Origin of the sequence: Paenibacillus sp. GD4 (genome assembly GCF_030846225.1) — a bacterium.
GTDB classification, from domain to species: domain Bacteria; phylum Bacillota; class Bacilli; order Paenibacillales; family NBRC-103111; genus Paenibacillus_G; species Paenibacillus_G silviterrae.
In genome coordinates, this window is sequence record NZ_JAVCYK010000001.1 from 2,216,940 (window position 1) to 2,229,843 (window position 12,904).

The following is a 12,904-nucleotide window of genomic DNA, read 5'->3' on the forward strand; positions in this document are numbered from 1 at the left end:
TTAGTTGCCTCCTTCCGTAACAGCCTTTTTCTTAGCCGCCGGAAGAACTTCGCCACGATAGATCCATACTTTTACGCCGATACGACCATATGTGGTATGAGCTTCTGCTGTACCATAGTCGATGTCCGCACGCAATGTATGAAGAGGTACCGTACCTTCGCTGTATCCTTCCGTTCTGGCGATTTCCGCACCGCCCAGACGACCGCTTGTCGATGTCTTGATACCCTTTGCTCCGGCTCTCATCGTTCTTTGGATTGCTTGCTTCAGTGCGCGACGGAAAGATACGCGGCGCTCCAGCTGCTGAGCAATGCTTTCTGCAACGAGGACAGCGTCAAGATCAGGGCTTTTGATTTCTTGGATGTTGATGTGAACCTTTTTGCCGTTCGTCAGCTTTGTCAGGTAGGCGCGAATCACTTCTACCTCGGAACCGCCTTTACCGATTACCATACCAGGCTTCGCTGTATGGATAGTTACGTTAACGCGATTTGCTGCACGCTCGATTTCAAACTTAGAAACAGCAGAGTCTTTCAGCTTTTGCTTAAGGTACTCACGGATTTTAACGTCTTCCATCAGAAGATCGCCGAAATCTTTACCTGCGTACCATTTGGATTCCCAGTCACGGATGATACCGATCCGAAGACCTACCGGGTTTACTTTTTGACCCACACGTTATCCCTCCTTATTTCTCAGATACCACTAATGTGATGTGGCTGGTACGTTTATTGATGCGGCTCGCACGACCCATAGCGCGAGGACGGAATCTCTTAAGAGTCGGACCTTGATCAACGAAAGCCTGGGAAATGACCAAGTTGTTTACGTCCAAAGAGTAGTTATGCTCTGCGTTCGCAATCGCGGAGTTCAGAACCTTCTCGATAATCGGAGAAGCGGACTTCGGAGTGTGGCGCAGGATGGCGATCGCTTCACCTACTTGCTTACCGCGGATCAAATCAACCACGAGTTGAGCTTTACGAGGAGCGATACGAACATATCTTGCAATAGCTTTTGCTTGTTGCATGGATGTACCTCCTTTCATTTACGCTGAATCTATTCGATCGAAATCAATCTTATCGCTTGCCCGTCTTCTTATCGGAATCAGTGTGACCTTTGTAAGTACGGGTTGGAGCAAATTCACCCAGCTTATGTCCGACCATATCTTCGGTTACATATACAGGTACATGCTTCTTGCCATCATAAACCGCAAAAGTGTGACCGATGAATTGCGGGAAAATCGTCGAGCGGCGAGACCAAGTCTTGATCACTTGCTTCTTGCTTGCTTCATTCATGTCTTCCACTTTTTTCAAAAGGTAACCATCGATAAAAGGACCCTTTTTCAAACTGCGACCCATGCGTATTTCCTCCCTTCGTTAAAACGAGTGGTTATATTACTTCGTACGACGACGAACGATGTACTTGTTGGAGTGCTTGTTTTTCTTCCGTGTCTTGTAACCAAGGGTAGGCTTGCCCCATGGAGACATAGGAGATTTGCGTCCGATTGGCGAACGGCCTTCACCACCACCGTGAGGGTGATCGTTAGGGTTCATTACGGAACCGCGAACTTCTGGACGTTGACCCAACCAGCGGGAGCGGCCAGCTTTACCGATTTTTACGAGTTCGTAGTCTTCGTTACCTACAGAACCGATGGTAGCGCGGCAAACCTTCAGGATCTTGCGAACTTCACCGGAAGATAAACGAACGGTTACGTAAGTTTCTTCTTTACCGAGAAGCTGAGCTTCTGTACCGGCTGCACGAACCAATTGTCCGCCTTTGCCTGGCTTCAGCTCGATGTTGTGGATAACTGTACCTACCGGGATATTCTCCATCGGAAGTGCGTTACCGATTTTGATGTCGGCAGTTGGCCCGGAAACGACTTGATCGTCTACCTTCAGTCCTTTAGGAGCGAGGATATAACGCTTCTCACCGTCCACGTAGTGAATCAAAGCGATGTTAGCCGAACGGTTCGGATCGTATTCGATCGTAGCAACGCGTCCTGGTATTCCATCCTTGTTCCGCTTGAAGTCGATAATACGGTATTTACGCTTGTGACCGCCGCCTTGATGACGAACCGTGATTTTACCTTGGTTGTTACGGCCTGCTTTCTTGCTAAGAGGCGCAAGAAGCGATTTCTCCGGTGTGGATGTTGTGATTTCTTCGAATGTAGAAACCGACATCGCACGTCTTGCAGGAGACGTTGGTTTATATTTTTTTACTGGCACGTGGATTCCCTCCTTACTTCAAAAGTTTCTATTAAACCGATTCAAAGAATTCCAATTCTTTGCTGTCTGCGCTAAGCTTCACGATAGCTTTCTTCCACTCGGAAGTATAACCGGAGTAACGGCCATAACGCTTCGGCTTCGCAGGCATTCTCAAAGTATTAACATCAGTAACCTTCACTTTGAAAATGGACTCAATCGCTTGCTTGATTTCCGTTTTATTCGAGCGCATGTCGACTTCGAAAACATATTTCTTCTCAGCCATCATTTCGCTAGTACGTTCAGTGATAACCGGGCGCTTAATAATGTCGCGAGGGTTTTTCATTACGCAAACACCTCCTCTACCTTTTGCACCGCGTCCTTAGTGATGATCAACTTGTCATGAACCATTACGTCCAGAACGTTGATACCGTCAGCAACTACGAACTTCACACCAGGAATGTTGCGTGCAGACAATGCTACATTCTCTTCATACGAAGCTGTTACAACCAAAGCTTTGCTTGCAACCTTCAGGTTACCCAGGATTGCAGCGAATTCTTTCGTCTTAGGAGCTGCCATAGTCAGCTGATCCAATACGATGATATTGCTAGCAACTACCTTAGAAGACAAAGCAGATTTGATCGCCAAACGACGAACTTTCTTAGGCAGCTTGTAAGAATAGCTGCGCGGAGTCGGACCAAATACGGTTCCGCCACCCTTCCATTGAGGAGCACGGATACTACCTTGACGCGCACGACCCGTACCTTTTTGCTTCCAAGGCTTACGGCCACCGCCGCGAACTTCGGAACGACCTTTAGTTTTATGAGTACCTGCACGAAGGGAAGCACGCTGCATCAAAACTGCTTCGTTCAATACATGAACGTGCGGCTCGATACCGAATACGGAATCAGACAATTCCACTTCGCCAACCTGGGCACCACTAACGTTATATAATGCTACTTTTGGCATCTGTTAATCCTCCTTTCTCGCTTTCTTAGGCTTTCACCGAAGATTTAACCGTAACGTAGCTGTTCTTAGGACCCGGAATGGAGCCTTTTACAAGAATTACGTTGCGTTCTGCATCCACACGAATAACTTCGAGGTTCTGCAATGTAACTGTTTCTTTACCCATATGTCCTGGCAGGTTCTTACCTTTCGGCACGCGGTTCGCTTGGATGGAACCCATGGAACCTGGACCGCGGTGGTAACGCGAACCGTGAGTCATTGGACCTCTGGATTGGTTATGTCTCTTAATTACGCCTTGGAACCCTTTACCCTTGGAAACGCCTGTTACGTCAACGAATTCGCCTGCTGTGAAGATGTCAGCTTTAAGCTCCTGACCTACCTCGTAGTCACCGATTTGAATGCCGCGAATTTCTTTAACGTAGCGCTTAGGTGTTGCGCCTGCTTTCTTCGCATGGCCCAACTCAGGTTTATTCGCTCTTTGCTCTTTCTTATCGTCAAAACCGATTTGGATCGCTTCGTACCCGTCGTTCTCCAAGTCCTTCTTCTGGAATACAGTGTTAGGACCAGCCAGAATTACAGTAACCGGTACAACCAATCCTTCCGGAGTGAACACTTGAGTCATTCCAAGCTTCTTACCTAAGATACCTTTAGTCATCGTTGACACCTCTTTTCCTCTCATGCATTGTATTTAACGAGCTGTTACTATCTATTACAGTTTGATCTCAATATCCACACCGGATGGCAGATCCAAACGCATCAAAGCGTCTACGGTTTGTGGTGTAGGATTCACGATATCGATCAAACGCTTATGTGTGCGCATCTCGAACTGCTCGCGCGAGTCCTTATACTTGTGAACCGCACGCAGGATCGTGATGATTTGCTTCTCAGTCGGAAGCGGAATCGGACCAGATACTCCTGCCCCGGAACGCTTGGCTGTTTCCACAATCTTCTCAGCGGACTGATCCAGAACTCTGTGATCATAAGCCTTCAAACGAATACGAATCTTTTGCTTTGCCATAGTATTCCCTCCTTCTATCGCCCAATTTAGTATCGGACATACTCCGTGAAAATCTCCTGACGCCGCCCCTATGGCAAAGGGGCCGGGTGTGTCAGCAACCTCTCACATCATCGCAACGTCACAGACCAACGTTCACTATTATATAAAAAATGAAAACATAATGCAAGTTTTTTTTCATGCATTCGCCTAAGAAAAATACTTACTTATTATAATAGAAGAAACTTTAAAAAACAAAGGAAAAACCCCCCACCGAAGTGAAGGGTTTCTTCTATTATATAGGTTGGCGAATTACTTCTGGATTGTAGCAACTGCGCCTGCGCCTACTGTACGTCCGCCTTCACGAATCGCGAAGCGAGTACCTTCTTCGATCGCGATTGGGGAGATCAGTTCTACAGTAACGGAGATGTTATCTCCAGGCATAACCATTTCAGTACCTTCTGGCAGGTTGATGATACCAGTAACGTCAGTTGTACGGAAGTAGAACTGAGGACGGTAGCCAGTGAAGAAAGGCTTGTGACGGCCACCCTCTTCTTTAGTCAGAACGTAGATTTGAGCTGTGAAGTTAGTGTGAGGCTTAACGGAACCTGGCTTCGCAATAACTTGTCCACGCTCGATATCTTTACGGTCTACACCGCGAAGCAATGCGCCGATGTTGTCACCAGCTTGAGCGGAGTCAAGCAGTTTACGGAACATCTCAACACCCGTACATACGGATTTGCGAGTTTCTTCTTGAAGACCGATAATTTCAACTTCGTCACCAACTTTAACAACACCGCGCTCTACGCGACCTGTAGCAACGGTACCACGACCAGTGATCGTGAACACGTCCTCTACCGGCATCAAGAAAGGCTTGTCAGTGTCGCGCTCTGGAGTTGGGATGTAAGTATCGATGTGCTCGAACAGCTCAACGATCTTGTCAGCCCAAGGACCATCTGGGTTTTGAAGTGCTTCACGAGCAGCGCCGCGAACGATTGGAGTGTCGTCGCCTGGGAACTCGTATTCGTTCAGCAGGTCGCGAACTTCCATTTCAACCAGTTCAAGCAACTCTTCGTCTTCAACCATGTCGCACTTGTTCAAGAATACAACGATGTAAGGTACGCCTACCTGACGGGAGAGCAGGATGTGCTCGCGAGTCTGTGGCATTGGGCCGTCAGCTGCGGATACAACCAGGATCGCTCCGTCCATTTGAGCTGCACCAGTAATCATGTTCTTAACGTAGTCGGCGTGACCTGGGCAGTCAACGTGTGCGTAGTGACGGTTAGGAGTTTCGTATTCAACGTGAGCAGTGGAGATAGTGATACCGCGCTCGCGCTCTTCTGGAGCTTTGTCGATTTGGTCGAATGCTACAGCAGCACCGCCGTATTTTTTGGAAAGAACTGTTGTGATTGCCGCAGTCAAAGTTGTTTTACCATGGTCAACGTGACCGATAGTACCGATGTTAACGTGCGGCTTATTGCGTTCAAATTTCGCTTTTGCCATGAGATAGAATGCCTCCTCAAAGTAACAATTTTATATTAGGCGCCTTTGTTTTTTGCCACGATTTCTTCAGCAATCGACTTAGGCACTTCCTCATAATGAGAAATTTCCATGGAGTACACACCGCGACCTTGCGTACGGGAACGAAGCGTCGTGGAGTATCCGAACATTTCGGAAAGAGGTACCTTAGCGCGGATGATTTGTGCACCGAACTTGGCGTCCATACCTTCGATACGGCCGCGGCGGGAGTTCAGGTCGCCCATAACATCGCCCATGTATTCTTCCGGAACGGTTACTTCTACTTTCATGATCGGCTCAAGGAGAACCGGTTTACACTTCTCAGCTGCTGCCTTAAGCGCCATAGAACCGGCGATCTTAAATGCCATTTCACTGGAGTCTACATCATGGTAGGAACCGTCAACAACCACGGCTTTGATGTCAACAAGCGGGAAGCCTGCATAAACACCATTTTTCATGGATTCTTCGATACCAGCTTGGATTGGTGCGATAAATTCACGAGGAATCGATCCACCCACAACCTTGCTCTCGAATTGGAATCCTGTGCCTGGCTCAAGAGGTTCGAACTCAACCCAACAATGTCCGTATTGACCACGGCCACCGGATTGGCGTACGAACTTACCTTCAACCTTAGCCGCTTGCTTGAATGTTTCGCGGTATGCTACCTGTGGTTTACCCACGTTGGTTTCTACCTTGAATTCACGAAGCATACGGTCAACGATAATCTCAAGGTGAAGCTCACCCATACCAGCGATGATCGTTTGGCCTGTTTCTTCATCTGTATGTGCACGGAATGTCGGATCTTCCTCAGAAAGCTTGGACAAAGCAACGCCCATCTTATCTTGGTCTGCTTTGGTCTTCGGCTCAACCGCGAGCTGGATAACCGGCTCAGGGAAGTTCATCGATTCCAGGATTACCGGATGCTTCTCATCACAGAGTGTGTCCCCTGTAACAGTATCCTTCAAACCAACGGCAGCTGCAATATCACCAGCATAAACTTCAGTGATTTCTTGACGGCTGTTGGCATGCATTTGGAGAATACGACCAATACGCTCACGCTTGCCTTTGGTTCCATTCAGAACGTAAGAACCGGAGTTCAGAACGCCGGAATATACGCGGAAGAATGTCAGCTTACCAACAAACGGATCCGTCATGATCTTGAAAGCAAGTGCAGAGAACGGCTCATTATCAGCAGATTTCCGTACAACTTCTGTACCATCATCGAGTGTTCCTTTGATATCAGGAACATCGATTGGAGAAGGCAAGTAGTCTAGTACGGCATCCAACATCATTTGAACGCCCTTGTTACGGTAAGAGGATCCGCAGATAACTGGGAAGATCTTAACGCTAACTACACCTTTACGAAGACCGCTCTTGATTTCTTCGATGGAAAGCTCTTCGCCTTCCAGATACTTCATCATAAGCTCTTCGTCCAGTTCCGCTACTTTCTCTACTAGTTCAAGGCGAAGCTCTTCAACCTTGTCTTTGAGATCAGCAGGGATTTCGACTTCCTCAGGGTCTTTACCCAGGTCGTCTTTGTAAACATATGCTTTACGCTCAACGATATCTACTACGCCTTTGAAGTCATTCTCTGCACCGATAGGCAGCTGAATAGCTACCGCGTTAGCACCGAGCTTCTCGCGCATCGACTCGATTACCTGAAGGTAATCCGCACCGATGATATCCATTTTGTTAACGTAAGCGATCCGAGGTACGCCGTAGCGGTCCGCTTGTCTCCAAACGGTCTCGGACTGAGGCTCAACGCCTTCTTTCGCACTGAATACGCCTACGGCGCCGTCAAGTACGCGGAGGGAACGCTCAACCTCAACTGTGAAGTCAACGTGACCCGGGGTGTCGATAATATTGATACGGTGACCCTTCCACTGAGCTGTAGTAGCAGCGGACGTGATAGTGATTCCACGCTCTTGCTCCTGCTCCATCCAGTCCATTGTCGCAGCACCCTCGTGAACTTCACCGATTTTGTGCACGCGGCCTGTGTAGAACAGAATGCGCTCAGTAGTAGTTGTCTTACCGGCATCGATATGCGCCATGATCCCGATGTTACGTGTATCCTTCAGAGAAAACTCTCTTGCCATCAGGAAATCTCCTTCCTACACTTAGGAATTTGAATTTGGATTCTACCAACGATAGTGCGCAAACGCTTTGTTGGCTTCTGCCATTTTGTGTGTGTCTTCACGCTTCTTAACCGATGCGCCAGTGTTGTTGCTTGCGTCGATGATTTCTTGAGCAAGTCTTTCTTCCATCGTCTTCTCACCGCGCAGGCGGGAGTAGTTTACAAGCCAACGAAGTCCCAAAGTAGTGCGGCGCTCAGCGCGAACTTCTACTGGTACTTGGTAGTTAGCACCCCCAACACGGCGAGCTTTAACTTCAAGAACAGGCATGATGTTCTTAATCGCTGTTTCGAACACTTCCATTGGTTCTTTACCCGTACGCTCTTGAATCAGGTTGAAGGCATTATAAAGGATGCGTTGTGCAGTACCTCTTTTACCATCAAGCATCATTCTGTTGATCAAACGGGTAACCAATTTGCTATTATAAATTGGATCTGGCAATACGTCTCTGCGAGTAACTGGACCTTTACGAGGCATAGTTATCCCCCTTTCTCAAAAAATTCATTCTGTCATTCTAGTTTATTACTTCTTCACTTTCGGACGCTTAGCGCCGTACTTGGAACGAGCTTGCTTACGGTTGTTCACGCCTGCGGTATCAAGCGCACCACGAACGATGTGGTAACGAACCCCTGGAAGGTCCTTAACACGACCGCCGCGGATCAGCACTACGCTGTGCTCCTGCAGGTTGTGTCCGATACCCGGGATATAAGCAGTTACCTCAACACGGTTAGTCAAACGAACACGCGCATATTTACGAAGAGCGGAGTTCGGTTTCTTCGGCGTCATTGTACCTACACGAGTACATACACCACGCTTTTGAGGAGCGCTCAAATCCGTTGCTTCTCTCTTCAAGGCGTTGAAGCCTTTTTGCAGAGCGGGGGATTTGGATTTTACAACTTTTGCTTGACGTCCTTTACGAACGAGCTGGTTAATTGTTGGCATGTGGCCACCTCCTTCTAAGAAATAAGTCCTTTCTGATTCCAAGCCCACAGATCCAGGCGAATCGTAAATGAACAAAGGAAAAGTTTTTGCCGCCAAGACTCAGAACAAGTTTTCACGACAAAAACATGATGACTTCATTCATTCACTACCGCCGCCATAGCAGCGCCTACTTCAATTCCACACGCTTTACCTAGCATTTTCATGGATTCCACGTATGTTACTTTAACCCCCATCTTCTTGCAGAGGTTAACCATCTTTATCGTAATTCGCGGATCTGCATCTTTCGCAACAAACACTTCCGTGGCCTTGCCTAGCTCCACGATTTTGGTTGCCTGCTTCGTGCCGGTAATTATATTAGCCGCCTGTTTCACTTCTTCATAAGACATAGAAACATCCTTTCAGAGGGACAGGTGATTCATATAAAATGGCACACTTTGATATATTAGCACTTAGAAAAAGCAGTGTCAAGGAAGGAAGCTGGTCTTCACAAAGAATTTATTTGGAAATTCACATGAAGACCAGCAGTTCCCATCATTACTCTACGGTTACAGCTTCCACTTCGTTCTCAACCGCTTCCGTCTCATCCTCATTTGGGTTGGTGATACGGATGTTGCGATATCTCGACATCCCAGTACCCGCAGGAATCAGCTTACCGATAATAACATTCTCTTTCAAACCTAGCAACTGGTCAACCTTACCTTTGATCGCCGCATCCGTAAGAACGCGGGTCGTCTCTTGGAAGGACGCTGCAGACAGGAAGGAGTCCGTCTCGAGAGAAGCTTTGGTAATACCGAGAAGCACAGGCTTAGCGACTGCTGGCTCTTCTCCAGCAAAGAGCGCCACCTTGTTCGCTTCTTCATATTCATGAATATCAACGAACGATCCTGGAAGCAAAGTAGTATTCCCCGCATCCACAATACGGATCTTCCGCAGCATTTGACGAATCATAACCTCAACGTGCTTATCGTTGATTTCTACGCCCTGGTTCCGGTATACGCGCTGAACTTCCTGTAGGATATAGTTCTGCACGCCGCGGATCCCCTTGATACGCAGCATTTCTTTCGGGTCGATGGAACCTTCGGTGAGCTCGTCGCCCGCCTCTACGTTCTGGCCGACCGTCACACGAACGCGGGAGCCGTAAGGTACGGAATATACCTTGGATTCCGCTTCACCGCTAACTTCAATTTCGCGGCGCTCTTTCGCTTCACGGATATCTTTAACCACACCGTCGATTTCGGTGATGATCGCTTGCCCTTTCGGATTCCGAGCTTCGAAAAGCTCCTGAATCCGCGGAAGACCTTGCGTAATATCATCTCCGGCAACACCACCGGTATGGAACGTACGCATCGTGAGCTGAGTTCCCGGTTCCCCGATGGACTGGGCTGCGATGATACCGACCGCTTCTCCGATCTCTACATGCTGGCCTGTAGCCAAGTTACGTCCGTAGCATTTCTTACATACGCCATGGCGCGTGCGGCAGCTGAGAACAGAACGGATTTGCAGCTTTTGAATATCGGCGTCAACAATTGCATCTGCAATTCCAGATGTAATTAGCTCGTTTCTGGACACAATAACTTCACCGGTCTGCGGATGACGGATTGTCTCGAACGAATAGCGTCCTTCAATACGGTCATACAGATCCTCAATAACTTCCTTGCCATCCTGAATACGGCTAACAATAAAGCCTTTATCCGTACCGCAATCTTCGTCACGAACGATTACGTCTTGAGCAACGTCTACGAGACGACGAGTCAAGTAACCGGAGTCCGCCGTACGAAGCGCCGTATCCGCCAAACCTTTCCGGGCGCCGTGCGTGGAGATAAAGTACTCCAATACCGTCAGACCTTCACGGAAGTTCGATTTGATCGGCAACTCGATAATTCTACCGGATGGGTTAGCCATAAGACCCCGCATACCGCCCAGCTGGGTGATCTGCGATTTGTTACCCCGTGCTTTGGATTCCACCATCATCATGATGGAATTGTATTTATCCAAGGATTTCATCAGGATATCCGTGATTTCATCCTTCGCTTTACTCCAGATGGCAATTACGCGATCATAACGCTCGTCGTCCGTAATGAGACCACGGCGATATTGATTCGTAACCACACGAACCTTCTCTTCCGATTCTCCCAAGATGCGTTCCTTCTCTTCCGGTACCGTAACGTCGGCAACGGCGATCGAAATTCCCGCACGGGTTGAATAGGTGAAGCCGAGCTGTTTAATGTTATCCAAAATAATGGATGTCTGCGTCGTGTGATAACGACGGAAGCACTCAGCAATGATCGTCCCCAGGTAATCCTTACCTACTGCCTTCTGCTCAGGTAGTTCCTCAAACTTCTTGCGGATGTCTCCGCCCTTCTCGAATACAAAGAAGGTGTCAGGAATGCCGTTCAACAGATTTTGCTTTGTAGGCTCGTTGATGAATGGGAAATCGGCCGGATAAATTTCATTAAAGATAATCTTACCGATCGTTGTTACGAGCATCGCTTCCTGCTGCTCCGGAGTAAAGCTGGTTTTACCCAAAGCTTTTGCCGGAATGGCAACACGCGCGTGCAGGGATGCATCTCCGCGATGGTACAAGGATACGGCTTCATGAACGGTACGAAGAATCGTTCCTGCTCCCTTAGCTGTCTTGCTGTCCATCGTCAAGTAAAAGCTACCGAGAACCATATCCTGAGACGGAGTAACAACCGGCTTTCCGTCCTTAGGGTTCAAGATATTGCCTGCTGCAAGCATCAGAATTCGTGCTTCCGCTTGCGCTTCCGCAGACAATGGTACGTGAACGGCCATCTGGTCCCCGTCGAAGTCAGCGTTATACGCTGTACATACGAGCGGATGCAGCTTGATCGCACGACCTTCAACGAGAATCGGCTCAAACGCCTGAATCCCGAGTCTGTGCAATGTGGGGGCACGGTTCAGAAGAACCGGATGCTCCTTAATTACTTCTTCAAGAACGTCCCAAACCTCAGGGCTAACGCGTTCTACTTTGCGCTTCGCACTCTTGATGTTGTGGGCCAAGCCTTTATTCACAAGCTCCTTCATTACGAAAGGCTTGAATAGTTCGAGCGCCATTTCCTTCGGCAGACCGCATTGATACATCTTCAGGCTCGGTCCTACTACGATAACGGAACGGCCGGAGTAGTCAACACGCTTACCGAGAAGGTTTTGACGGAAACGACCCTGCTTACCCTTCAGCATATGGCTGAGGGACTTCAGCGGACGGTTACCCGGTCCGGTAACAGGACGGCCGCGACGACCGTTGTCGATCAAGGCGTCGACCGCTTCCTGCAGCATCCGCTTCTCGTTCTGAACAATGATGTCCGGTGCGCCGAGATCAAGCAGTCGCTTCAGACGGTTGTTCCGGTTGATTACGCGGCGGTACAGATCGTTCAAGTCGGAGGTGGCGAAACGGCCGCCATCGAGCTGAACCATCGGACGAAGCTCCGGCGGGATGACCGGAAGCACATCCAATACCATCCACTCAGGCAAGTTTTTGGAGTTCCGGAACGCCTCCATTACCTCCAAACGCTTGATCGCACGGTTACGACGCTGACCTTGCGCTGTCTTTAGCTCTTCTTTGAGCATATCGACTTCCTTCTCAATGTCGATATCCATAAGGAGCTTCTTGACTGCTTCGGCGCCCATACCGGCTTGGAAAGCATAACCGTACTTCTCACGATAGCTGCGGTATTCCTTCTCCGAGAGCAATTGCTTCTTCTCCAGAGGCGTATCCCCTGGATCCGTCACTACGTAGGAAGCGAAGTAAATGATTTCTTCCAAGGAACGGGGAGACATATCGAGTGCAAGACCCATACGGCTCGGAATTCCTTTGAAGTACCAAATATGCGATACAGGGGCCGCGAGCTCGATGTGACCCATCCGCTCACGACGCACCTTTTGACGAGTTACTTCGACGCCGCAGCGATCGCAGACAACGCCTTTATAACGTACACGTTTATATTTACCGCAATGGCACTCCCAGTCCTTGGTCGGTCCGAAAATTTTCTCGCAGAACAAGCCTTCTTTTTCCGGCTTCAGCGTTCTGTAGTTAATCGTCTCCGGCTTTTTTACTTCACCTCGGGACCACGATCGGATCTTATCCGGAGAGGCCAAGCCGATTTTCATAAATTCAAAGTTGTTGACGTCCATGAAGGAGCAAC

General features: G+C 48.7%; 14 protein-coding genes. All 14 read right to left on the reverse strand.

Translation table 11 applies throughout. The features are described from left to right. Positions 1-666, reverse strand: a complete 666-nt coding sequence (rpsC, locus tag RAC89_RS10400) for a 30S ribosomal protein S3 (RefSeq protein WP_284642718.1) — start codon at positions 664-666, stop codon at positions 1-3. 13 nt (positions 667-679) lie between these two features. Further along, complete coding sequence (gene rplV / locus RAC89_RS10405) at positions 680-1,015, reverse strand: 50S ribosomal protein L22 (protein WP_284642719.1); 336 nt, start codon at positions 1,013-1,015, stop codon at positions 680-682. Positions 1,016-1,064: 49 nt separating this feature from the next. After that, positions 1,065-1,346, reverse strand: coding sequence for a 30S ribosomal protein S19 (rpsS, locus tag RAC89_RS10410; protein WP_284642720.1), 282 nt, complete (start codon positions 1,344-1,346; stop codon positions 1,065-1,067). Between the two features lie 36 nt (positions 1,347-1,382). After that, positions 1,383-2,213: a 50S ribosomal protein L2 gene (gene rplB / locus RAC89_RS10415; RefSeq protein WP_284642721.1), complete on the reverse strand. Its 831-nt coding sequence runs from the start codon at positions 2,211-2,213 to the stop codon at positions 1,383-1,385. Between the two features lie 31 nt (positions 2,214-2,244). Next, complete coding sequence (rplW, locus tag RAC89_RS10420) at positions 2,245-2,535, reverse strand: 50S ribosomal protein L23 (RefSeq protein ID WP_284642722.1); 291 nt, start codon at positions 2,533-2,535, stop codon at positions 2,245-2,247. Next, complete coding sequence (rplD, locus tag RAC89_RS10425) at positions 2,535-3,158, reverse strand: 50S ribosomal protein L4 (protein ID WP_284642723.1); 624 nt, start codon at positions 3,156-3,158, stop codon at positions 2,535-2,537. Before rplD ends, rplW begins: the two co-directional genes overlap by 1 nt. A 25-nt stretch (positions 3,159-3,183) precedes the next feature. Beyond that, positions 3,184-3,810 carry a 50S ribosomal protein L3 gene (rplC, locus tag RAC89_RS10430; protein ID WP_306613387.1) on the reverse strand — a complete coding sequence of 209 codons (627 nt, stop codon included), beginning with the start codon at positions 3,808-3,810 and terminating at the stop codon, positions 3,184-3,186. 54 nt (positions 3,811-3,864) lie between these two features. Then, complete coding sequence (rpsJ, locus tag RAC89_RS10435) at positions 3,865-4,173, reverse strand: 30S ribosomal protein S10 (protein ID WP_006212922.1); 309 nt, start codon at positions 4,171-4,173, stop codon at positions 3,865-3,867. 288 nt (positions 4,174-4,461) lie between these two features. Continuing rightward, complete coding sequence (tuf, locus tag RAC89_RS10440) at positions 4,462-5,652, reverse strand: elongation factor Tu (RefSeq protein WP_306613388.1); 1,191 nt, start codon at positions 5,650-5,652, stop codon at positions 4,462-4,464. Between the two features lie 35 nt (positions 5,653-5,687). After that, complete coding sequence (gene fusA, locus RAC89_RS10445; protein WP_306613390.1) at positions 5,688-7,763, reverse strand: elongation factor G; 2,076 nt, start codon at positions 7,761-7,763, stop codon at positions 5,688-5,690. Positions 7,764-7,805: 42 nt separating this feature from the next. Next, positions 7,806-8,276, reverse strand: a complete 471-nt coding sequence (gene rpsG, locus RAC89_RS10450; protein WP_284642728.1) for a 30S ribosomal protein S7 — start codon at positions 8,274-8,276, stop codon at positions 7,806-7,808. Between the two features lie 45 nt (positions 8,277-8,321). Beyond that, positions 8,322-8,741, reverse strand: a complete 420-nt coding sequence (gene rpsL, locus RAC89_RS10455) for a 30S ribosomal protein S12 (protein ID WP_284642729.1) — start codon at positions 8,739-8,741, stop codon at positions 8,322-8,324. 134 nt (positions 8,742-8,875) lie between these two features. Further along, entirely contained in the window at positions 8,876-9,127 is a 252-nt protein-coding gene (locus RAC89_RS10460) for a ribosomal L7Ae/L30e/S12e/Gadd45 family protein (protein ID WP_306613392.1), read from the reverse strand. A 148-nt stretch (positions 9,128-9,275) separates the two neighbouring features. Continuing rightward, positions 9,276-12,893, reverse strand: a complete 3,618-nt coding sequence (gene rpoC / locus RAC89_RS10465) for a DNA-directed RNA polymerase subunit beta' (protein ID WP_306613394.1) — start codon at positions 12,891-12,893, stop codon at positions 9,276-9,278. Positions 12,894-12,904 lie beyond the last annotated feature (11 nt).